The organism is Algibacter aquimarinus (assembly GCF_039543265.1).
Classification (GTDB): domain Bacteria; phylum Bacteroidota; class Bacteroidia; order Flavobacteriales; family Flavobacteriaceae; genus Algibacter_B; species Algibacter_B aquimarinus.
Genome location: NZ_BAABJK010000004.1, coordinates 371,506 through 394,393, shown reverse-complemented (window position 1 = coordinate 394,393; position 22,888 = coordinate 371,506). Strand labels below are relative to the sequence as shown.

Here is a 22,888-nt window from a genome sequence, read left to right as displayed (position 1 = left end):
AAAACCAAATATTAACATAACAACTAAAAAGCAAATAAATGAAATACATAATTTTTAAAAATCGTTACTTAATATTTATTTCTCTTTTTGTATTGCTTTGTAGTTGTAATGCGCAAAACAAAAAGAAATCCAAGACCGATATAACAAAATCTGAAATCCGACTTACAGATGGGGGATACCGTATTTTTTTAAATGGAGAGTCATTCTATATTAAAGGAGCAGGTCTAGCAGATAACGGTAACCTTGAGGCTTTAAAAAATCATGGAGCCAATGCCTGTAGAACTTGGAGTACAGATAATGGTAAAGAAATATTAGACCAAGCTCAAGAACTTGGTATGAAAGTTATGATGGGAGTTTGGGTTGGTTTAGAACGCCACGGTTTTGATTACAACAATGAAAAAGCTGTAAAAGAACAATTAGAAAGTATTCGCAAACGTGTAATGGAATTGAAAGATCATCCTGCATTGATGATTTGGGGAATAGGTAATGAAATGAACCATCAATCAAAAAACCCTAAAGTTTGGGAAGCAGTTAATGATATATCTAAAATGATTCATGAAGTAGATCCACATCATTTAACTACAACACCCTTGGCTGGAATCGATAAACGGAATGTAGATTTGATTGCAAATAGAGCACCAGATTTAGATTTTTTGAGTATACAATTATATGCGCCTATAGATGTTCTTCCTCAAATTATTGCGAGATCTAGTTATGAAGGACCTTTATTAATAACTGAATGGGGAGCAACTGGCTATTGGGAAGTAGGAAAAACCCAATGGGGAGCACCATTAGAAAATAATAGTTCTGTTAAAGCAGATTTGTATCGTAGTCGATATCAAAATTCAATTATATCTCAATCACAAGTTATGGGTTCTTTTGTATTTCTCTGGGGTCAAAAGCAAGAAAGAACACCCACCTGGTTCGGCATGTTTATGGCAGATGGGAATGAGACAGAATCAGTTGACGTAATGCACTATGTTTGGAATGGAAAATGGCCAGAAAACAGAACACCTAGATTACATGATTTTACATTGGAAGGACAAAGAGCGGTAAACAATATAAAGTTAAAAGCAGGTAAAGCTTACACTGCCCAAGTTGAAGTTTCTGATCCTGATAACGATAAACTAATCTTTCGTTGGGAAATTATGAAAGAAAGTGGATCAACTAAATCTGGTGGAGATGCAGAGTATATTCCAGATACTGTTAAAGGCTTATTTCCTGATAACACAAATGAAAATACTAAATTTTTAGCCCCATCCGAATCGGGTGCTTATCGACTATTCATCTATGTAGAAGATGGCAACAATCATACAGCTCATGCCAATATTCCATTTTGGGTAGAGGACTAATCTTTAAAATTCTGTTCAGTTTTTTTAGATCAGCTTAACCCAATCTAAGGAACGGAAATATTAGGTATATCGAAGAAATTTATATTATTGAAGGATTTAATTAATAGTGCTTATTTAGAAAGCATTTTAACTATCCAAAGAATTAAATAAAGTCCAATGCCTACACCAAAGAATAGTACAGCTACTACAAAAGCTATTCGGATATGAGTTGCTTTCCATCCTAATTTACCACTTAACCAATCTGAAACTCCTAAAATCATAGTTTTATTTTTTTTAGTAAATCAAATATAAACAATTCAATTTGTGTTGGTTTATTTAATTATATTTTTTGAGGTATTTACTACCAGCCAATTTTCAAAAAAATGTAAAATAGTAAATTAATATTGTTTAAGAAGTAAATCAAGAATTTGTTCTACACCTTCATTATTATTACTTAACGTTTCATAACGCGCAACTTCTTTAACATTATCATGAGCATTTTTCATGGCGTAACTAAAATGTGCAAGTTGAAGCATTTCTATATCGTTATTGTAGTCACCAAAAACCATAGTTTCTTCTTCCGTTATACCTAACTTTTTTTGAAGTTTATTTAAAGCATAACCCTTGTTAGCGTTGATATGAGAAATGTCTAACCAGTTTTTACCAGAAACAGTAACTTTTAATTTATTTGTAATGTTACTAATGTGAGGTAAAATATAATTTTCAGAAGATTTAAAATGATAAACTGCAATTTTTAAAAAATCATCATTTTCAACTTTGGTTAAATCATCCACAATATAGTAAGCGTTGTAATATTCGCTGAATTTAGAAATAAACTTTTCATTGTCAGTTTCTATGTATGCATATTCTTTACCACATAATACAATATAACAGTTTTTAATACTTCGTAACGTGTTTACAGCCATTAAGACGTCTTCAGAAGATAATTTTAATAAAGAATTTACTTTACCATTAAATTGTATAACACCACCATTCTCGGCAATAATTGAAATATCTTCTTTAATTGGATTTAATTTAGCAGTAATACTCTGAAATTGTCTGCCACTTGCTGCTACAAAATGAATATTTTGTTTTTTTAATTGTTTAAACAGATTGAAAAAACGAGAGCTTACTTCACCTTTGTTGTTTAGTAAAGTGCCATCCAAATCTGTAGCTATAAGTTTAACCTTTGAAAAGTCCATATTTTGTCAAAACGACAAAAATAGTATTCTTAAGATTGTTACAAGATTAAATTCTTTCATTTTCGTATAATATCTAATGTGTTTGCTTAACTTTTTAATCATAAATTTTGTAAAATGTTATTTTTGATACAAATTGATGATTAGGTTTTGTAAATTGCATGATAACGTTAAATAAATTGTAATACATATATAGTTAATGGTTACTTTAAAACAACTGGCTAAAGAGTTAAATGTTTCAATATCTACAGTTTCAAAAGCTTTAAATAATAGCGAAGAAATTGGAGAAGATACAGTAAAGCGTGTTAAAGAACTTGCAGAGCTTTACAGATATAAACCTAATAAAGTAGCTTTAAGTTTAAAGCAGAATAAAACAAAAACTATAGGCGTTATAATTCCAGATATTTTAAATCATTTTCTAGCAAAGGTACTTTTTGGAATAGAACGAGAGGCTACAAAACATGGTTACAATATAATTACATGTATATCAAATGAATCTTTAGATAAAGAAAAAGAGAGTTTACAGCTTCTAGCTAATGGAAGTGTTGACGGTTTTATTTTATCTGTTGCTGAAGAAACCCAAACGAAAAATGAAGTCGAGCATTTTAAGAGAACTATTAATCATGGATTACCCATAGTTATGTTTGATAGAGTTGCTCATGACGTGATGTGTGATAAAGTGATAGTCGATGATTTTGATGCCACTTACAATGCTACAAAGTATTTAATTGAAAAAGAAAATAGAAAGAAAATTGCTTTTATAAGTAATATTGATCAATTGAGTATTGGTAAGCTTCGTGAAAGAGGATATGCGAAAGCAATTTTAGAAAACACGAATTATGAACCTCTAATATTGAAGATTAACAAGAATAAAGATGCTCAGCAAAAAATAAAATCCTTTTTCAAAAAACATAAACCTATTGATGGTGTTATTTCTGCAGATAGTGCTTCAGGAATCATAGCTATAAATACCTCGGCTAAGTTTGGATTAAATGTACCAAAAGATATATCTGTTATTGGTTTTGCTAGTAAATCTGCATCAAACCTTTCTTTACCAAGATTAACAACTATAAGGCAGCATGCTAAAGTTATAGGAGCTAATGCTGCGCAAATGTTAATTGAAAGGATGCAAAACACCTCTAGGGAAGGCGATGTAAAAACAAAAATTGTGAAGACAAGTTTCGTAAAAAATAAATCTACTCTCAAATAGTTTTTAACAGGTTATCAACAATTCTTAATCAATACAACGCATTTAAACGTTAAAAAATAACATTTAATCGATTATTTTGTTTGTATTCTTGTTTTTTATTCTATTTTAGCCATTCTTAGTTTGTGCCCCAATAATATTCCCTTAGCAACTAAGTTTTAATTAATCCATTTTAAGACTGTTTGGTCGCAATCCCTCGCAAGTATAAAAATTTGTGCACTTATTTGTGTTCGGTTTTTAAGTTAATTATCCATTTTTCCCTCATGAAAGATTTTGTTTTACAAAGTCTTCGATCTGTATTTAATTATTAAACAAAGAGAAAAATAAATTAACCTTAAATCGAATAATATGAAATCCCTAAAAATTACCTTAATTTTAGCATTACTTTTAACCATGTTCTCATCTTGTACTAAACAAGATTTAAACGAGAATGATGTTTTAACTGATAACGAAGCTCAAGAGTATTTTACTGGAGGTCAAGTAAAAGACTAAAACGTAATATTGCAAATTATATAAGCCTCTTTACATAACATAATTTGTAAAGGGGCTTTTTAATTTATATAAATGAAAAATTATAAATACATTTGATAAATAAGTTGTTTAATTCATCAAGTTGAGGAATAATCTCATTTATATAACATTATTGTCTTGTTTCATTAATTTGGTGCAGGCACAAATAGATTTATCTAAAGTAGACTCAATTCATAAAAACATTTCTAATTTTAAAATAGTTGATTCCACTAAATTAGCAGAAGCCTACTATGATTTAGGTCATGAATATAGGCTTAATTACCTAACTGATAGCTCTTATTATTATTATAATAAAGCCGAAAAAATTTCGAGAAAACTTAATAGAAAACTACTCTTAGCAAAAACATTATACGGTATAAGTGCTATTCAATCTGATGAGAAAGATTATACAGGTGCTGAAGTGACTTCATTTGAAGCTATCTCACTACTTGAAAATTTCAAAGTTTCTTATGAGGCTGATATATGCAAATCTCATGTTTACAATAATTTGGGAATCAGTTTTAATGAACTGGGGCAATTTGATAAATCTATAGAATACCATAAAAAGGCATTACAGCTAAGAAAAAAGTTAAATGATAAAAATAGAGTTGATAATTCTTTGAATAACATTGGGTTCGTTTATAAAAATTTAAAACAATTTGATATTGCATTGGGTTTTTTTAATCAAATCTTAGCCAATGTAAACTTGATTAAAGAGCGACCTAGTTTTTATGCCTTAGTTTTAGATAATTATGCTAATACATTATATGAATCAGGGAAACTCACTAAGCTTCCAGATTTATATTTGAAGGCACTAAGCGTTAGTGAAAATTTTAGTGTAAATAACTATAACTCAATAATTATTAACCGCCACCTTGCAGAATATTACCATGACAAAAACCAAAAGGATTCAGCTTTGTATTATGCCTATAAAGCCAAAGATATTTCTGAACAGTATTATAACGACGATTTATTAAAATCACTTAAGTTATTATCAGAAATAGAAGAAGGTAAGGCATCTGCAAAACATTTAAATGCCTACGTAAAATTAAGTGATAGTTTAATAAAAGTTGAACGCTCTACTCGTGACAAATTGGCAAGAATTCGTTTTGAAACTAACCAAATAGAGCAAGAGAATGTCCAAATTGCGCGAGAGCGTATGTGGTTGCTTATAATATCAATAGTTGTAATTATTACATCTGTATTAATATATATCGTAATAAACCAAAGAAACAAGAATAAAGAATTAAAATTTGTGCAGCAACAACAGGAAGCGAATGAGGAAATATATAACTTAATGTTATCTCAGAATGAAGGCATAGAGGAAGCAAGGACGTTAGAGAAGCAACGTATTTCTGAAGAGCTACATGATGGTGTTTTAGGACGTTTATTTGGAACACGTTTGAGTTTAGATAGCTTAAATATGAATAATAGTGATGAAGCCATAAAAACACGAAGTCAATACATAAGTGAACTTAAAACTATAGAGGAGGATATTAGAAAAGTATCTCATGAATTAAATACAGACTTTGTTTCAGGTTCAGGCTTTATAGATATTATAAAAACGCTAGTAGAAAATCAGACAACAGTATATAATCTAGATTATAATTTGAATCATGAGGATGTTATTAGCTGGGATAAAGTATCTAATAAAACAAAAATTCACTTTTACAGAATAGTTCAAGAATCGCTTCATAACATCTACAAACATGCTAATGCCACACTTGTAAATATTGATTTTAAACTGAAAAATGATAAAATTTGCTTAACTTTAAACGACAATGGCTCTGGTTTTGACGTAAATAAAACTAAATCTGGTATAGGTTTAAAAAATATGAACTCTAGAATTAATGAAATAGAAGGAACAATACACATAACCTCGACAAAGGAATCAGGAACAACAGTTACTATTGAAGCCCCAATTGCATTACATTAAATTTAATGACCCAAAAGATTAAAATATTGATGATTGATGACCACCCTATGATTATAGAGGGGTATCAAAATACATTGCTTTTTACAAAAAAGGATAATCAAGAATTAACCATAGATATTGCCAATAATTGTGACGAAGCCATTCACTTTATGGACAAGGCTATGGAGCATGCAACACCATATGATGTCCTATTTGTAGATATTAGTCTACCACCTTCAACAGATGGTTCAATGAATTCTGGTGAAGATTTAGCAGAATATGCACGTAACGTGTTGCCTAATGCTAAGATTATTATATTAACCATGTTTAATGAATCTTTTAGAATACATAATATAATAAAGACTATAGATCCTGAAGGCTTTTTAATAAAGAGCGATTTAACATCGAGCGAGCTTGCAAGTGCATTTCAAGCCGTTTTAAATAATCCACCTTTTTATAGCGGAACGGTGAATAGTCATATAAGAAAAACAATTACCAGCGATATTGTAATTGATGAGAAAAATAGAAAAATACTTCATTTGCTTTCTCAAGGAGTAAAAACTAAAAACCTTGCCTCTCATTTAGATATATCTTTAAGCGCAGTAGAAAAGAGGAAAAAGCAGTTAAAAGACCTTTTTAATGTTCAAGATGGTCAAGATGAGACCCTTTTAAATGAAGCTAGAAAAAAAGGATTTGTTTAAATTTGTAAACAAAAGACTACCAAAAAAGGTGAAAAGATAAAAAGTTTAAATTTTTTATCTTTTTTTTTCAATCCAAAAAGCTTGTTATATCTAAGTTCTATAAATTAACCGTAAAAGCGTTACGGTTTTTCCACAGCTTGAAGATGAAAGTTCTATATATATTTGTACTATCAACACTTCAAAAATTAATTAATCCCTCAATTTTTTTGTTGATAATAGCAATTTACATAAGTCCTGTGGAGGTGAGAGACCCACAGGACTTCTTCTTTCATTAAAACTTAAAAATTATACTTCCGTAATCGATTAATATTCCAATAAAAAGTCCGAAGTATATAATAGCAACAATAAACTTTATAAAAGTAGAAGTTAAGAAGCCAATAAAAGAACCAAAAGCAGCTTTTAAGGCAATTTTTGAATCATTCTTATGAATAAGTTCTCCTACTAAAGCACCAAAAAACGGACCTAAAATAATACCGCCCGGTATTGGGGCTAATAAACCAACAATAAGACCAATAGTAGTACCAATCATTCCTGCTTTACTTCCTCCAAAGCGCTTTGTGCCAATTGCAGGAATTATATAATCTAAAACCCATATACAAACAGCTATAATAAAAGTAATAATTAAAAAGCTTTTGTTTATGGGAATTGCATTAGTAAAATGAGCAATAAGTAAACCAAGCCAGCTAGTTATAGGTCCTGGTAAAATGGGTAAAAAGCTTCCAATAATGCCTAAAAGCATAAACATAAAAGCTATAATGATTAGAATTATATCCATAAAAAATATTTGTGTTCTACATATGTTTAGACGTTTAAAAACAAGAAATGTTACATTATGTAACTAAAGAGTTAGTTTAAACTAAAAATTTAGTTATATTTGTTCAACTAAACATTTAGTTAAAAGTTAAATCAATAATAATTATGAAGCAACTTACAAAGGCAGAAGAAGACATTATGCAGATATTATGGCTGTTAAAAAAAGCGAATGTAAAAGCTATAATAGAACAACTTCCTGAACCAAAACCCGCATACAATACAGTGTCTACAATTGTTCGAATTTTAGAAAATAAAGGATTTGTTGATTACGAAAAAGCAGGAAAAGGGCATTTGTATTTTCCATTGATGAAAAAGCAGGATTACAGTAATCAGTCTATAAATAAGTTAGTTGATAATTACTTTCAAGGATCGTTTAAAAGTATGGTGTCCTTTTTTGTAAAGAAAAATGATATGGATATTAAAGATTTAGAATCTGTGTTAAAAGAAATTAATAAAAACGAGTTATAGTTATGTTACATTATATTTTACAAACAATAGCGTTTCAACTCATTTTTTTGCTGTTATACGATGTTTTTTTAAGAAAAGAAACCTTTTTTAAATGGAACAGATTGTATCTTTTATCTACCGTAGTATTGTCGTTAATACTTCCGTTTATAAAGGTTGATAGCTTTAAAAAAGTAGTGCCGCAAGATTATATCATTTCATTACCAGAAGTTGTTATAGGTCAATCTTCAGGAAAACTAAATAATACCATTAATTTGAATCCAGTAATCTTGGAACGAAATACTATATCGTTTTGGGAAATTATATTTTATATAGGTTTATCCATTGCGTTGTGTTTGTTTGTGTATAAGTTGATTAAAATTTTTGTTTTAATTATTAAAAATCCAAAGCAAGCTATTGGGAATATTATTTTGGTAGAACTGTTTAATAGTACTGCAGCGTTTTCTTTTTTTCATTACATTTTCTTAGGAGAACGTATTGATGCTGAAGAGAAAGAAACCATTTTAAAACACGAACTTATTCATACCCAACAAAAACACACTTTAGATTTATTGTTTTTTGAGTTGCTGCGTATTGCGTTTTGGTTTAACCCATTAGTTTACATTTACCAAAATAGAATGGCAACATTGCATGAGTTTATTGCTGACGCAAATGCAGTAAAACATCAAGATAAAAACGCTTACTATCAAAATCTTTTGTCTCAAGTTTTCGAGACTAAAAATATATCATTCATCAATACTTTTTTTAAACAATCATTAATCAAAAAACGAATCGTTATGTTATCAAAAGCAAAGTCAAAACAAAGTCATTTATTTAAATATGCATTGCTGATTCCAATGGTTTTTGCTATGCTAATTTATACTTCGGCAGAGGCTCAAGAAGCTGAAAAGGAAAATATTGATTTAAGTCAATACTCTTATACTTCAGTAAAAGGAGAAAAACCTGTTGGGGAAAAAAAGAAGATTCATGAAAAGTATGAGTCATTCCTTAAAAAAAATAAAGATTATGTTGGCTGGTCTAACATTGATAAAGAAAAAAACACTATCAATTATAGTGTTCATAATGTTAATGAAAAAGTTCCCGAAGGGTTTTCAAAAAGCGAGTTATCTTTTCCTGATGGAACGTCGTATGTAACCTATTTTAAATGGGAGCCTAAAGAACCTTCAACAAACTTTTCAAAGGAAAAAAAGGAAAAGGTGATAGAACTATTAAGGTCAAGAGCAAAATATAAAGATTCCACAGAAGTTCCTTTTGCGGTAGTAGAAGAAGCTCCGATTTTCCCAGGTTGTGAATCATTAACAACAAATAACGCTAAAAAAGAATGTATGTCTAGAAGCATATCTAGGCATGTAAATAGAAATTTTAATACAGATCTGGCTACAGAGTTAGGTTTAAAAGGGAGACAGCGTATAAGCCTTATTTTTAAAATAGATATAGAAGGCAATATTACAGGTGTTAAATCTAGAGCTCCCCATCCAAGTTTGGAAGAGGAAGCAATTCGCGTTATAAAAACCTTGCCTAAAATGATTCCAGGAAGACAGAAAGGAAAAATAGTAAGTGTTACATATTCATTACCTATAATTTTTCAAGTTTTAGATAAAGCAAATGATAACGAAACAGATTTAGTACTGCAAGATGAAGTTGAAGTTCCTTTTGCTGTTATCGAGAATGTGCCAGTCTATCCAGGTTGTGAGGATTTAGAGAATAATGCAGAAATGAAAAATTGTATGAATGAAAAACTTGCTAAATATGTAGTGGAAAATTTTGATACAAAAAAAGCTAGTGAATATGGTTTAGTAGGGAGACAGCGGATAAATGTCATTTTTAAAATAGATACAAAAGGAAATATAATAGGTATTAAGTCTAGAGGTCCACACCCTGTATTAGAAACAGAGGCAATTCGGGTTATTTCATCACTACCAAAAATGAAACCAGGGATGCAAAAAGGCAAGGCGGTTACTGTCCCATATTCGTTACCTATTATTTTTGATATTAAAGGCAAACAGGCTTCAGATAAAGTTAATGAGTTAATTGATAAAGAAGAAACTTTAGACGAAACGACACTGCCTTTCGCTATTGTAGAAGTGGCTCCAGTATTACCAGAATGCCAAGATTTAGAAAATGAAAACGAGAAAAGAGAATGTACTTCAATTGGTATTCAAAAATTTATAGCTGAAAAGTTTAACACCAAAATGGCACAACAACTAGGGTTAAAGGGTAAGCAACGAATAAATATTGTTTTTAAAATTACAAAAAAAGGTAGTATTGAAATTGAAAAATCTAGAGCTCCGCATCCCGATTTAGAAGCTGAGGCAATACGTGTTGTTAAATCAATTCCAAGATTAATTCCTGGTGAAAATAAAGGAGAAAAGATTGATGTGCTTTATTCTGTACCAATAATTTTTCAAGTAGCAGATAAAAAATAAATGATTAGATACTTAATAATATTTTTATTGATACTATTCAAAACCGAAGCTCAAACTTCGGTTTTGAACATTGCAGATAGCTTATATGTAAATGGTAATTATTCAAAAGCTATAGAGCAATACAAATTATATAATAACAAATATGAAGTTTTTGATAAGATAGCCAGAGCTTACATGGCTATTGGTAACTATAAAGAAGCTCTTGAGCATTATGAACTTAGTGTTAAAGCTAACCCAGACAATACCTTGATAAAATTTGAATATGCAAGGTTACTTTCAAGAACTAAAAAATATGAAGTAGCATCTCAAGTATTTGCAGATTTGATTAATAAAGATGATAATAATCCAAATTACCACTATGAGTTAGGATTAGTTTTGGAAAAACTAAAAGATTCTACTGCAATGAAACGTTTTCAAAAAACTTTCGAGTTAGATGAAACTCATCAAAAAGCCATTTATAAAATTGCAAAATACTATCTCCAAAAGCGTAAGCACGATATGGTAGATATGTACATAGATAAAGGTTTTGAAACTTACGAGAATAATATTGAACTCATAAGTTTAAAAGCACAAAACTATTATTGGAAACAAGACTATAAAGGTGCTATAAAATGGTTTGAAAAACTGATTGAATTAGGAGAGACCTCAGAGTTTATTTATGAAAAATTGAGTTTAAGCTATTACCAGCATTACAATATTGAAAAAGCTTTAGAAAATAGATTGAAGGCTTTAAAATACAATCCAAATGACGCTACTGCTAGATATGTAATAGGTACGTATTATAGCGAATTAGATAACTTCGAATTAGCCGAAAAATATATTTCACAAGCACTTTTAGCACTAGATCAACCGCTAGATAGAGAATATATGAAATTAGCCACCGTTTTAAATCGTCAAAAAAAGTACAAAGCGTCTATAGCTGCATTAAAAAAAGCTATAAAGGAAGAGCCGTCAAATGAGTTTGCTCATTTTCATTTAGCAATAACTTTGGAAGCCTATTATGAAGATTATGATGCTAAGATTAAAGCCTATGAAGATTTTAAGAAAAAGTTTTCAAACGGAAGGATGAGTAAGTTTGCTGATGAAAAAATTTCACAAATTAAAAAGGAAAAATTCTTGAAAACAGATTAAAAACCAAAAAAATCGTATTTTTCGGGCTTTAGCCAAACCATGAAACAAACTTTAGTCTTTATTATAGTTTTAATGCTTTTCTCTTGCGAGTATTTTAATGTGAAAAAGACATCATCTGAAGCCATTTTAAAAGAGGAATTACAGGTTTTTAATTGGAACGATGTTGATGAGTATCCAAGTTTCACTGAATGTGATTCTCTTTTATTAAAAGAAGAAAAAAAAGTCTGCTTTCAGAATGTTTTAACCACAAATATTTGTAAGTATTTAAAAGACGAAAAATTAATTGTTACACAAGACATAAAAGATACCATCAATTTACATTTTAAAATTTCTAAAAAAGGAGAAATATTTCTTATGGATTTTGATATGGACTCCTTAACTAAGCTTGAAATACCTAATATCAAAGAATTAATTAATAAAAGTTTAGATTCTTTTCCTCAAATTTTTCCAGCTATTAAAAGAGGCCAACAAGTAACTACAGAGTTTAATTTGCCAGTTATTATTAATGTAAACTAAAATCTAATAGCTAGTTTCCGCATTAATCTTAATACTTCCATATACAACCAAACCAAGGTTACAAGAAGTCCCCAAGTGGCTAACCATTCTTTGTATTTAGGCGATTTGTTTTTATGTCGTTCTATATAATCGAAATCTAGAAGTAACGATAATGAGGCGAAAATGGCTGCTATAATATTAAAAATTATGGCAGGCCATGAAGTACCCCAAATAAAAACTTTTATTCCAAAAAAGCTCAATATCAATGAAATAATATAGATTATAAAAATACTTGTAGCTACTGTAATTATAACGCTCCTCAGCTTTTTTGTAACAACAATAAGTTGTGTTTGATAGAGTAACAACATAACTATAAAAGTAACTACGGTAATAGCTATGGCTTGATAGGGTAAATTTGGAAACTGTGCGTGTGCATAAACTGTTGCAGCTCCCAAGAAAAACCCTTTAGCTATAGCATAAAGCGGAACAAGAATATGTGCCCAATGTTGATGTACAGAAATAACAATACTAATAATAATAGCTGCCAACATGCCACCTAAAGAGTACCATTTTATTTTAATACCTTCTTGATGAAGTCTCCACATACCAACAGATATGATGATTATAATAGCTATGGAAAACATGGATTTTATAAAAATACCAGTTACCGTCATAGTTTTTGACGGAGTCTTTTTCTCCTCAAAAAAGTAATTATTAAAGGCTGGATTGGAAGTTTTTTTAAATAAATCCATAAGAGATAAAACTAATAAAATTATTTTTTAAAGTAACGTCCTTTCCATTTATAACCACTAAAAGAAGAAGTAAAAGCTATATAAATACTAAAAAAAGGATATACAATGAATCCTGATATATAGCTTTTTAAAATATCTTTTTGATTAAAGAACAAGGATGATTTATAAATTAAAAAGAAGTCGATATTAAACTTTATAAATATGATGTAAAAGAAGGTTTTAAATTTTAAAACCCCAAGGAAAGACATTAACAAACCAATAATGATTAAAATATTCATTAGTAAAACAGCTAAGCCTGTTAGTTTTCCAAATAAATTATTGTAAGAACTTGTTTTTGCTGCCCAACGCCTACGCTGAGATATTAAGGCGCTCCAAGTAGGTTGCGATTTTGTTTTTACAATAGCTTTTTTGCATTTTAAATAATGAACTTGGGTTGGCTGTTTTTTATGGACTTTTTCAAGCAGAAAAATATCGTCTCCGCTGGCTATATTCGTGTTGCCTTGAAAACCATTTACTTCATTAAAAATAGACGCTTTGTAAGCTAAATTGGCTCCATTGCATAAAAAGGGTTTGTTTAGCCCAAAACCGCCAATTGTAGCACCTTGCAAACTTAAAATATCTAGTGTTTGAAAACGATTTAAAAATGAATTATTACGAGTATAACTAACTGGTGCAGCAATGAAAACTGAATTGTTTTTTTGAATAAATTCATCAAAGCTATCTAACCAGTATTTAGGTAAAATGCAGTCGGCATCTGTAGTAATTATCCATTCATATTTTGCTTTTTCTAAAGCTGAGGTTATAGCATCTTTTTTTGGAGAATTTGTTTTGCGATTGTTTAAAACAATTTGAATGTTTTCTTTAGTACCATTGAGAGCTTTTTTTATGATATCAACTGAATTATCCTCCGAATCATCATCCACAAAAATAATTTCAAAAAGATGTTTAGGATAATTTAAACACTCAATAGAATTTAACAAACTGGATAAATTTTCTGCCTCATTTCTAAAAGGAATTACTATTGAAAATTTAGTCTTAGAAGTAATGTCTTCAAGATGAAACACAGGAATTTTGTCAAAGCCAAAAATGAAACTTCCTATTAAAAGTAAATAGATAATTGTAATAAAAAGGCTAATTAAAATCATAGTTCATCTTTATCATTTGGAAAGTTAAAATTAACCACATAATAACTTCCAAAAATACTTGGAATAACAAAATTTAATAACCACATAATTGTAATAATTGATAAAATAATTAATTCATTTATTCCAATTAAAGTAAATAAATAGACGGCTACACTACCCTTTACAATAATATCAAAAATAAAAATAGAAGGAATTACCGAAGCCAATAAATACATTGAGGTAATTATAATCATGGCATCTAAATAGTTTAATTGCACATTGAAAATACACAATAGTACATAAAACTGAAAGGAAAAAATAGTATACCTAATTACAGATAATATAAACCCAGAGACCAGTTTATGTGTAGGGTATTGTATAATGAAATATTTGATTTTTTCTAATGAAAACCCTTTGATACTGAATTTACTTTTTGCTATTCCAAAACCCAATAAGATAAAAATCATTAAACCTAAAATCACAAATCGAGCTAGTTTATAATGATTTATTTCTGGATTGTATTTTAATATGTAAAAACTAAAACCAATAATTCCCAAAATAGTAGTAACGCTCATTTGTAAAAGGTTGCTCATTAAATTAACAAGCATAATGCGTTTTCTATAATGAGTAGCATAATAAATAGCTTTGGCGCCATACTCTCCAATTCTGTTTGGAGTAAATAAGGATGCGGTTAATGCTCCTAAACTTTGTTCTAAAGCACTTTTAAAACTTATTTTTTTAATAAAACTTGCTAAGGTTTGCCATTTTAAAATTTCAAAAAACCAATTTAAAAAACTTAAAATGATTAAAAAAGTGATGTTTTTGACTGAAAAAACCTTGTTTTTTGTTAAAATCTCTATAAAATTAGAAAAACTTAATGCGTCGTTATTTATTAATTTTTCATAAATAAAATAAAAAGCACCAACAACAATACTTAATTTAACAAGCACAAAAAAGAATTGTTTAGTTTTGTATGGAAGCGCATAATGCATTAGTGTTGCAAATTAAATTAATATTACCACAATGGCCTTAAATTTTAAATGGAATAATTACATATGGGTTTTATTAGTTTTACTTTTTAGTAGTTTTTCAAGTTTTTCCCAAGGTGATACCAGCACTATTAAAGCACAATTTGCTCTGGGTGTAAATAGCCCATCTTCAAATGGGTTTGTTACTGCTTTTGAGGCAAATTCAATTAATTTTCCAACAATAAATTTGGGGTTGCAATATATGTTTAAACCAAAATTAGGAGGCAAGTTAGATTTTGGTTTCAATCGGTTTTCAAACGCAGATAATTCTACAGAGTTTAAAGTTAATTATTCGCGCATTAATGTACAATTGGTTTATGATGTTTCTGAAATCACCAGTTTTTCTGATAGAATAGGAGCTTTTATTCATGCAGGTCCTGGATTATCTACTATTAAGCCTTTGGGGAATTATGGAGCAAATAAAACTTCTTATTTAAATATGCTTGGTGGTGTTGAGTTTCATTACGGTATATCAGACAAGCTTTCTATTTATTTAGACACCTCTTATATATTAGGTTTCGGTAAAGAATTTAATCCTATTTCTGATGGATTTGGTTCATTTAATGGAGATTTATTAACCATAACATTTGGCGCATCTATATCGTTAAGTGGTTGTTATTATTGTGGAGATTAATGCAAAAAGAAAGAATAATTTTAGGAATAGACCCTGGAACAACCATTATGGGTTTTGGACTTATTAAAGTAGTTGGAAAAACCATGGAATTTATGCAGCTTAATGAGTTGGATTTAAAAAAATACGACGACCATTATTTAAAACTTAAGCTAATTTTTGAACGCACTATTGAACTTATTGATACTCACAATCCTGATGAAATTGCCATTGAAGCGCCTTTTTTTGGCAAAAACGTACAAAGTATGTTGAAGCTAGGTAGAGCGCAAGGCGTAGCTATGGCAGCTGGTTTAAGTAGAGAAATTCCCATAACAGAATACCTTCCTAAAAAGATTAAAATGGCTATTACTGGGAACGGAAACGCCAGTAAAGAACAAGTGGCTAAAATGCTTCAAAGTTTATTAGGTTTAAAAACACTTCCTAAAAATTTAGATGCTACTGATGGTTTAGCTGCTGCGGTATGCCATTTCTATAATTCAGGAAGAATTGAAGTGGGTAAAAGTTATTCTGGTTGGAGTGCTTTTGTTAAGCAAAATGAAGGTAGAATTAAGAAATAATGGCCGGCATTTACATTCACATACCTTTCTGCAAGCAGGCTTGTTACTATTGCGATTTTCATTTTTCAACGTCTTTGAAGAAGAAAGATGAGCTCATACAATGTTTAGTTAAAGAATTACAATTAAGAAAAAACGAACTTCAAAATGATACCATAGAAACTATTTATTTTGGCGGGGGAACTCCAAGTTTATTAAATAGAGTCGAATTAGAATTACTTGTAAACACGGTTTATGAAAACTATCCAGTTATTATCAACCCAGAAATAACTTTAGAGGCGAATCCAGATGATTTATCAAACGATATTATTATTGAATTATCTGATAGTCCAATAAACCGATTAAGTATTGGAATTCAATCGTTTTTTGAGCGAGACTTAAAGTTGATGAATCGTGCACATAATAAGAACGAAGCTAAAGCATGTTTATCTGCCGCAACTCAATATTTTAATAATATTTCGATTGATTTAATTTACGGAATCCCAGGATTGAGTAATGAAGAATGGATTACAAATATAGAAACAGCTCTGTCGTTTAATGTACCGCACATTTCTTGTTATGCTTTAACAGTAGAGCCTAAAACAGCTTTAGAAACGTTTATAAAAAAAGGTATTATTGATAATGTTGATGACGATTTGGCTCAAGAGCAATTTCATATTCTTGTAGATAAATTAGAAACCTCAGGTTTTGTTAATTATGAACTTTCAAATTTTGGAAAACCCCATTTTTTTAGTAAAAACAATTCTTCTTATTGGCTAGGGAAATCCTATTTAGGTATTGGTCCATCGGCACATTCATTCGATGGTGACCAACGTAGTTGGAACGTGTCTAATAATACAAAGTATATTAAAAGTATTCAGAAAAATAAATTACCATCAGAAATAGAAATACTTACTGCAACAGATAAATTCAATGAATATGTAATGACAGGTTTAAGAACAATTTGGGGCGTGTCATTAAAAAAAGTTGAAAATGATTTTGGAACAAACTATAAAAAATACCTTTTACAGCAGTCAGAAATTTACATTAAGGAACAATTATTGTATATTGATGATGACAAATTGTTAACAACAAAAAAAGGTAAATTTTTAAGTGATGGCATTGCTTCAAACCTTTTTAAAATTAATTTAGTTTGATTGCAACAATACGATACAATTCTAGAAAATTACAAATAGATTTATCAAAACCACTAGATATTTCAATGCCACTCGTATCATCAAAAAACAATGTTAATGCATGGTATATTGATGAACCTAAAATAGAACCCGTTGAAGACGGTGAATGGATTGCTGCTGTAAGTGAAGGAGCTAGTATAAATTTCAATAATATTCAATTTAATCCGCATGCACATGGCACACATACCGAATGTGTTGGGCATATTACAGAAAAAGTATATTCTATAAATGAGCACTTAAAAACCTTCTTTTTTTTAGCAGAAGTTATTACTGTTGCGCCAGAAAATTTCATGAAAGATAAAGTCATTTCAAAAAAACAATTACAATTTGTGTTGGGAAATAAAAAAAGGGATGCAGTAGTTATTAGAACAATACCTAATACCAGAGACAAGTTTTCGAGGCAATATTCCAATACCAATTGGCCATATTTAAAGGAAGATGCTGTAAAATTCTTGGTAAATAAAGGTATTAAACATTTGCTCATAGATTTGCCAAGTATCGATAGAGAAAAAGATGGAGGAGAATTATTGGGGCATAATGCCTTTTGGAATACACAAGGTAAATTACGATTAGATGCTACAATTACAGAGTTTATTTATGTGTCCAATAAGATAGAAGATGGAGAGTATTTTTTAAATTTACAAATAGCACCGTTTGAGAATGATGCTACACCAAGCAAACCAATTTTATATAAAGTTATTAGTTAAATGGAAGTTTTTTTAGTCGCTATTATTGCCGTTTTAGTTACGTTAGGCGTTGTAACTGTTTTAAAATCTATAAAGAAAAAGCAGCTTGTAAATTCGCAATCCACCATTCTTTTAGACAAGATAAAAAAGGTGTGTAAATTTATTACAGTAGAAGGTGACTTTGCTGAAATTTATCATTACGAAGATGTAAAACAAAGATTTTTAAAACTCTTAACAAGTAAAAAGAAAGCACTTGTTGTAATTAATGCAAAAGCACATGTGGGGTACGATTTGTCTAAAATTGATTTACAAGCCGATACCAATAACAAGAAGGTCATACTTAAACACTTTCCACAGCCTGAAGTATTATCAATTGAAACCAATTTAAATTATTACGATAAATCTGATGGGTATTTCAATAAGTTTGAAGCAAATGATTTAACAGACTTACATAACGATGCCAAACAGCATATTCAAGATAAAATTCCTGAGAGTGGACTTATTCAAATAGCTCAAAAAGAAGCTTTAGAAACCATTCTTTTAATTGAAACTATTGTTGAAACTATTGGTTGGAAATTAGATTATACTGCTTTAGAAATAGAAGCCTCTGAGACAAAGAAACTTCAGAAATGAATATTGAACAAATTCGAGAACACTGCTTAAGCAAAAAAGGAGCCTCAGAAAGTTTTCCTTTTGATGAAGATACACTAGTTTTTAAGGTTTTAACCAAAATGTTTGTATTGGCACCGTTACGATTGTGGGACAAAGGAGAATCTACAATAACATTAAAGTGTAATCCTGAATATACTGAAGAACTCAGAGGAGAATACAAAAGTATTTATGCAGGTCCGTATGTAAGTAATAAACATTGGAATACTATAAATATTTATGAGGGCGAATTACAACCCGATTTTATCAAAGAATTGATTGACCATTCTTATGATATGGTTGTAAAGGGTATGACTAAAAAGATGAGAAATCAACTAAACGAATTGTGATATAAGCTTGATTTCAAATTTGAAACAACATACTATTCAAATATGTTTAGATCTTGATAACGATTAGTATATAAAGGCAAAGTTGGTACACAATAAATTGTAATTATTACAGATAACGTAAAGAGACTTTAAAAGGTTATCTTTCTAAATTCAGAAGGGTTAAAGTGTTTAATAGCTTTAAATTGTCTGTTAAAATTTGAAATATTATTAAAACCAGATTTTTCAGCAACTTCTGCAACTGAAAACCCTTCTTCCGAAAAGAGCAATTTACAGGCATTCTCAACTCTTAATTCATTCAAAAATTTAAAATAAGACTTATTAGTTCGCTTTTTAAAGTATTTGCAAAATGCATTTTTAGTCATAGCTGAAACTTGAGCAACATCATCCAAACTAATTTGTTGCTGGTAATTTTGCATGGTAAAATCCATGACATCTCTCATGCGTTTCCCTTCAGTGTCAGTATATTTTTTATCATAAATAAAAGACGATAAAGGTTGAGTTTTAGATTTAGAAAGAATTTTTAAGATTTCTAATAGCGAAATAAAACGTTGTAATTTGCTGCTTTCATTTAATTGAAAAAAATGATTTTCAAGCTTTTTTGATTTTGGAGTTACTTTAAAACCGTAATCTACTTTTTTAAAGAAAGATTTTAGCTCCCTCAATTCTTCTAATTCAAAGAAGGATGTTCCAAACGCATCATTAGAAAAGAAGAGTGACAACATTTCTGACTGTGTATTTAAGCTAGAATCACTTTTAAAAACATGTGGTAAATTACTGCCAATAGCCAATATGTCTCCTTTTTTATAATAGTTAATGGTATCGCCAACTATTAAAGTACCTTCGCCTTTTAAAATATAGCTTACTTGAATTTCTCTATGCTGATGAAACTTATCGTAAAATACTAGTTCTTTATTTTCTTGATAAATTAATGCATCATGCTCTGGTTTTGGTATTTGAAATGGTAATATTTTCACACAGCTAAAATATGCAAATAATATTCTTAAATATACAAATATTTTTATATTTGGATAATATTGTACATATTTTGGATAAAGCTAGATTAACTATCCAACGACTTCATAATGTAATTTTGTCTTAAATAAATTTTATTATGAGTTTAAAATGGAATGGCGTAATGCCTGCTGTATTTACATGGTTGAAGGAGTCAAAATCTGGCGCTCTTGAAATTGACTTAGATGCAACACAAAAACAGGCCGCAAGTATTTTACAAGCTCAAGGAAAGGGAGGAAGTAGAATGAGTGGACTTGTTGGTTCTGGTACTTTAGGTGAGAATAGCTACCTGACAACCAAACAGCGTCTTTCTTTATTGAAATCACTTTCTGAGGTGGCTAAAGAATACAATGTTCCTTTGATTAGTGGAGCTTCAGCAGAAACTAAGGAAGATCTTGCTAAAATCATTGAAGGGCTTGCAACAGTAGGAGTTGATACAGTTATGGTGATGCCGCCAAAAACGAAGGCGGTTCCGTCTGAAAAAGAAATGTATGAGTACTATGCACTTTCTGAAGCAACTGCAAAAGATGCAGGCGTAACAATTATGCCTTATAACAATCCTGATGCAGCTGGTTATCATGCGCTCTCAACTGATCTTCTTATGAGACTTTCTGTGCTTCCAAACATAACTGCTCTTAAAATATCGACTATAGATGTTTCAATTATTGAAACGCTGATGTTAGAGAACAAAGATTTAAAAATTTTAGCGGGAGTAGATACAGTTACTGTACATGCAGGACTTGCTGGAGCATGTGGCGGAATTACGGGTGTAGGTTGTATCTTTCCAAAAGCTAGTGTTACCATGCAGGAGTATGTTTTAAATGGAGAATGGACTGAGGCAAACAAAATTTCTCAGGCTTTAAATTCCTTATCCTATTTGGATGCTCAGCCACTGCTTATGGAATATCTTAAGCTTGCTATGGGAATTCATAATAATGATGTTGCTGGAGGCCTACGTACTTTTGGTAAGAAATTAACGAAACAGCAAATTGACAATGTTCGTACAAGATATATGTTGGCAAAACAAAGACTTGAAGTGCTAGACTTAATAAGTTGATGCTTTCAAATATTGAAAAACACCTATTATCAAAAAAACTAGCCAATAAGGGAGTAAATTTGACAAAAACATTAAAAAAATAAGTAAGATGATTACAGGAAAAAGCTACATAGGCAATCAAAAATCAGCCAAAGGAAATAAAACATACAAAACATTCAATCCAGTATTGAACCAAGAAAATGAGGTTGAATTTATAGAAGCTTCTTCAGAAGAGATTGAAGAAGCAGTAGATTTAGCATCTGAGGCGTTTCAAGAATTTAGAAGTATTTCTGGAAGAAGAAAAGCCGAATTTCTAAATACAATAGCAGACGAAATTTTAGCTCTTGATGATATTTTAATAGAAATGTATTGTTCAGAAACAGGTTTGCCTGAAGGAAGAGCAAAGGGAGAAAGAGGAAGAACTATTGGTCAATTAAGAAGTTTTGCAAATCTAGTAGATGAAGGTTCTTGGGTTGATGCAACTATAGATAAAGCACAACCGAACAGAGAGCCAATGCCAAGATTAGATATTCGAAAAATGAATATTCCTATAGGACCTGTTGTGGTTTTTGGGGCTAGTAATTTTCCTTTAGCGTATTCAACTGCTGGTGGCGATACTGCAGCTGCTTTAGCAGCAGGTTGTCCTGTAATTGTAAAATCACACCCAATGCATTCTGGAACAGGTGAATTGGTGGCTTCTGCAATCGTAAAAGCTGCTGAGAAAACAAGAATGCCAAATGGCGTTTTTTCTAATTTAAATTCAAGCGGAATAGAAGTTGGGCAACAATTGGTAGCCAACCCAAAAGTAAAAGCTGTTGGTTTTACTGGAAGTATAAAAGGAGGACGAGCATTGTATGATTTAGCTTCACGAAGAGAAGAGCCTATTCCTGTTTTTGCTGAAATGGGTAGTATTAATCCCGTAGTTTTTTTACCAAAAGCTTTAAAGAATAGACATGAAGCTTTAGCAAAAACGTATGCAGCTTCGATAACTCTGGGTACAGGACAATTTTGTACAAATCCTGGGTTGTTATTAGGTATTAAGGGTGAAGAGATGGATGAGTTTATTTCAAATCTATCGAATGAAATTATTAAAATTGATCCCTCTTGTATGTTACATCCCAACATTCTTAATGCATATAGCAAGAATAAGGAAGTAGCACTTTCTCAATCAGGTTTACAGGTAATTGCAAATTATGATGCTAGTGTTCAAAATAATTATGCTAAACAAGCAGTAACTAAAGTTGAAGGAAAAACATTTTTAGAAAATACTGCTTTACATCAGGAAGTTTTTGGACCATATTCTATGGTTGTAGAGTGTGATGATGCTGAAGAATTACAGTATGTTATTTCAAAATTAGAAGGACAATTAACAGGTACAATTATAGCTGAAGATTATGAGTTAAATAACTATACCAATATTATTTCTGCCTTGCAAAACAGAGTTGGTAGATTAATTTTTAATGGTGTGCCAACTGGAGTAGAGGTATGCCCGTCTATGGTCCATGGCGGACCATATCCAGCATCAACAGATTCTAGGTTTACGGCAGTTGGTATAAACTCAATTAAACGTTGGGTAAGACCTTTGAGTTATCAAAACTGGCCAAATTATTTGCTTCCAGATGAACTTAAAAATGAAAATCCGTTGAATATTTCACGATTAGTCGATAATTTAAATACAACAGATAAGATCTAATAATAAT

Annotated in this window: 24 protein-coding genes; 17 read left to right on the top strand and 7 right to left on the bottom strand. The window is 30.3% G+C overall.

What is annotated here, in order from left to right:
- Window positions 1-38: 38 nt before the first annotated feature.
- Window positions 39-1,352 (top strand): glycoside hydrolase family 2 TIM barrel-domain containing protein, encoded by a 1,314-nt coding sequence (locus ABD939_RS04640; protein ID WP_345165042.1) that lies wholly within the window; start codon window positions 39-41, stop codon window positions 1,350-1,352.
- A gap of 110 nt (window positions 1,353-1,462) precedes the next feature.
- Here the strand turns inward: ABD939_RS04640 and ABD939_RS04635 are convergent, their stop codons facing one another.
- Both ABD939_RS04635 and ABD939_RS04630 read right to left on the bottom strand, forming a co-directional pair.
- Window positions 1,463-1,612, bottom strand: a complete 150-nt coding sequence (locus ABD939_RS04635) for a PspC domain-containing protein (protein WP_345165040.1) — start codon at window positions 1,610-1,612, stop codon at window positions 1,463-1,465.
- A 117-nt stretch (window positions 1,613-1,729) separates the two neighbouring features.
- Window positions 1,730-2,533 (bottom strand): HAD family hydrolase, encoded by an 804-nt coding sequence (locus ABD939_RS04630; protein WP_345165037.1) that lies wholly within the window; start codon window positions 2,531-2,533, stop codon window positions 1,730-1,732.
- A 196-nt stretch (window positions 2,534-2,729) separates the two neighbouring features.
- On the opposite strand from ABD939_RS04630, the gene ABD939_RS04625 reads away from it, so the two are divergent.
- The 4 genes from ABD939_RS04625 to ABD939_RS04610 all read left to right on the top strand — a co-directional run bounded on the left by ABD939_RS04625 (window position 2,730) and on the right by ABD939_RS04610 (window position 6,863).
- Complete coding sequence (locus ABD939_RS04625; RefSeq protein WP_345165034.1) at window positions 2,730-3,740, top strand: LacI family DNA-binding transcriptional regulator; 1,011 nt, start codon at window positions 2,730-2,732, stop codon at window positions 3,738-3,740.
- 345 nt (window positions 3,741-4,085) lie between these two features.
- Entirely contained in the window at window positions 4,086-4,229 is a 144-nt protein-coding gene (locus tag ABD939_RS04620; protein WP_345165032.1) for a hypothetical protein, read from the top strand.
- 151 nt (window positions 4,230-4,380) lie between these two features.
- Window positions 4,381-6,183 carry a tetratricopeptide repeat-containing sensor histidine kinase gene (locus ABD939_RS04615; protein ID WP_345165030.1) on the top strand — a complete coding sequence of 601 codons (1,803 nt, stop codon included), beginning with the start codon at window positions 4,381-4,383 and terminating at the stop codon, window positions 6,181-6,183.
- 5 nt (window positions 6,184-6,188) lie between these two features.
- Window positions 6,189-6,863: a response regulator gene (locus ABD939_RS04610; protein ID WP_345165027.1), complete on the top strand. Its 675-nt coding sequence runs from the start codon at window positions 6,189-6,191 to the stop codon at window positions 6,861-6,863.
- A 271-nt stretch (window positions 6,864-7,134) separates the two neighbouring features.
- Here ABD939_RS04610 and ABD939_RS04605 read toward each other — a convergent pair whose 3' ends face one another.
- Entirely contained in the window at window positions 7,135-7,638 is a 504-nt protein-coding gene (locus ABD939_RS04605) for a DUF456 domain-containing protein (protein WP_345165024.1), read from the bottom strand.
- Between the two features lie 143 nt (window positions 7,639-7,781).
- Between ABD939_RS04605 and ABD939_RS04600 the strand changes: the two genes are divergently transcribed.
- The 4 genes from ABD939_RS04600 to ABD939_RS04585 are packed head-to-tail and all read left to right on the top strand — an operon-like array spanning window position 7,782 to window position 12,214.
- Window positions 7,782-8,144 carry a BlaI/MecI/CopY family transcriptional regulator gene (locus ABD939_RS04600; RefSeq protein ID WP_345165021.1) on the top strand — a complete coding sequence of 121 codons (363 nt, stop codon included), beginning with the start codon at window positions 7,782-7,784 and terminating at the stop codon, window positions 8,142-8,144.
- 2 nt (window positions 8,145-8,146) lie between these two features.
- On the top strand, window positions 8,147-10,567 hold the full coding sequence (locus tag ABD939_RS04595) for an energy transducer TonB (protein ID WP_345165019.1): 2,421 nt from the start codon (window positions 8,147-8,149) through the stop codon (window positions 10,565-10,567).
- Window positions 10,568-11,698 carry a tetratricopeptide repeat protein gene (locus ABD939_RS04590; RefSeq protein WP_345165016.1) on the top strand — a complete coding sequence of 377 codons (1,131 nt, stop codon included), beginning with the start codon at window positions 10,568-10,570 and terminating at the stop codon, window positions 11,696-11,698.
- 39 nt (window positions 11,699-11,737) lie between these two features.
- Window positions 11,738-12,214 carry a hypothetical protein gene (locus ABD939_RS04585; protein ID WP_345165013.1) on the top strand — a complete coding sequence of 159 codons (477 nt, stop codon included), beginning with the start codon at window positions 11,738-11,740 and terminating at the stop codon, window positions 12,212-12,214.
- On the opposite strand, the gene ABD939_RS04580 is transcribed toward ABD939_RS04585, so the two are convergent.
- The 3 genes from ABD939_RS04580 to ABD939_RS04570 are packed head-to-tail and all read right to left on the bottom strand — an operon-like array spanning window position 12,211 to window position 15,061.
- On the bottom strand, window positions 12,211-12,945 hold the full coding sequence (locus ABD939_RS04580; RefSeq protein ID WP_345165011.1) for a Bax inhibitor-1/YccA family membrane protein: 735 nt from the start codon (window positions 12,943-12,945) through the stop codon (window positions 12,211-12,213). The genes ABD939_RS04585 and ABD939_RS04580 overlap by 4 nt on opposite strands.
- Window positions 12,946-12,965: 20 nt before the next feature.
- Complete coding sequence (locus ABD939_RS04575) at window positions 12,966-14,090, bottom strand: glycosyltransferase family 2 protein (RefSeq protein WP_345165009.1); 1,125 nt, start codon at window positions 14,088-14,090, stop codon at window positions 12,966-12,968.
- The gene (locus tag ABD939_RS04570; protein WP_425550277.1) at window positions 14,087-15,061 is read right to left on the bottom strand and encodes a lysylphosphatidylglycerol synthase domain-containing protein; all 975 of its coding nucleotides are present in this window, start codon (window positions 15,059-15,061) and stop codon (window positions 14,087-14,089) included. Before ABD939_RS04570 ends, ABD939_RS04575 begins: the two co-directional genes overlap by 4 nt.
- Window positions 15,062-15,092: 31 nt before the next feature.
- Here ABD939_RS04570 and ABD939_RS04565 point away from each other — a divergent pair, with 31 nt between their 5' ends.
- Genes ABD939_RS04565 through ABD939_RS04540 form a run of 6 tightly spaced genes read left to right on the top strand, consistent with a single transcriptional unit; the run spans window position 15,093 to window position 19,141 of the window.
- On the top strand, window positions 15,093-15,731 hold the full coding sequence (locus tag ABD939_RS04565; RefSeq protein ID WP_345165004.1) for an outer membrane beta-barrel protein: 639 nt from the start codon (window positions 15,093-15,095) through the stop codon (window positions 15,729-15,731).
- The gene (gene ruvC, locus ABD939_RS04560) at window positions 15,731-16,285 is read left to right on the top strand and encodes a crossover junction endodeoxyribonuclease RuvC (protein ID WP_345165002.1); all 555 of its coding nucleotides are present in this window, start codon (window positions 15,731-15,733) and stop codon (window positions 16,283-16,285) included. The genes ABD939_RS04565 and ruvC overlap by 1 nt, the downstream gene beginning before the upstream one ends.
- On the top strand, window positions 16,285-17,418 hold the full coding sequence (gene hemW, locus ABD939_RS04555) for a radical SAM family heme chaperone HemW (RefSeq protein ID WP_345164999.1): 1,134 nt from the start codon (window positions 16,285-16,287) through the stop codon (window positions 17,416-17,418). Before ruvC ends, hemW begins: the two co-directional genes overlap by 1 nt.
- Window positions 17,415-18,164: a cyclase family protein gene (locus ABD939_RS04550; RefSeq protein WP_345164997.1), complete on the top strand. Its 750-nt coding sequence runs from the start codon at window positions 17,415-17,417 to the stop codon at window positions 18,162-18,164. Before hemW ends, ABD939_RS04550 begins: the two co-directional genes overlap by 4 nt.
- The gene (locus tag ABD939_RS04545) at window positions 18,165-18,776 is read left to right on the top strand and encodes a DUF4230 domain-containing protein (RefSeq protein ID WP_345164994.1); all 612 of its coding nucleotides are present in this window, start codon (window positions 18,165-18,167) and stop codon (window positions 18,774-18,776) included. It abuts the gene before it with no gap.
- A complete protein-coding gene (locus ABD939_RS04540) occupies window positions 18,773-19,141 on the top strand; it encodes an MmcQ/YjbR family DNA-binding protein (RefSeq protein WP_345164992.1) in 369 nt (122 codons plus the stop codon). Before ABD939_RS04545 ends, ABD939_RS04540 begins: the two co-directional genes overlap by 4 nt.
- 128 nt (window positions 19,142-19,269) lie before the next feature.
- Here ABD939_RS04540 and ABD939_RS04535 read toward each other — a convergent pair whose 3' ends face one another.
- Window positions 19,270-20,115, bottom strand: coding sequence for an AraC family transcriptional regulator (locus ABD939_RS04535; protein WP_345164990.1), 846 nt, complete (start codon window positions 20,113-20,115; stop codon window positions 19,270-19,272).
- A gap of 137 nt (window positions 20,116-20,252) precedes the next feature.
- Here ABD939_RS04535 and ABD939_RS04530 point away from each other — a divergent pair, with 137 nt between their 5' ends.
- Together ABD939_RS04530 and ABD939_RS04525 are read left to right on the top strand one after the other, a co-directional pair.
- The gene (locus ABD939_RS04530) at window positions 20,253-21,209 is read left to right on the top strand and encodes a dihydrodipicolinate synthase family protein (protein WP_345164987.1); all 957 of its coding nucleotides are present in this window, start codon (window positions 20,253-20,255) and stop codon (window positions 21,207-21,209) included.
- Between the two features lie 88 nt (window positions 21,210-21,297).
- Window positions 21,298-22,881 carry an aldehyde dehydrogenase (NADP(+)) gene (locus ABD939_RS04525; RefSeq protein WP_345164985.1) on the top strand — a complete coding sequence of 528 codons (1,584 nt, stop codon included), beginning with the start codon at window positions 21,298-21,300 and terminating at the stop codon, window positions 22,879-22,881.
- Window positions 22,882-22,888: the final 7 nt, after the last annotated feature.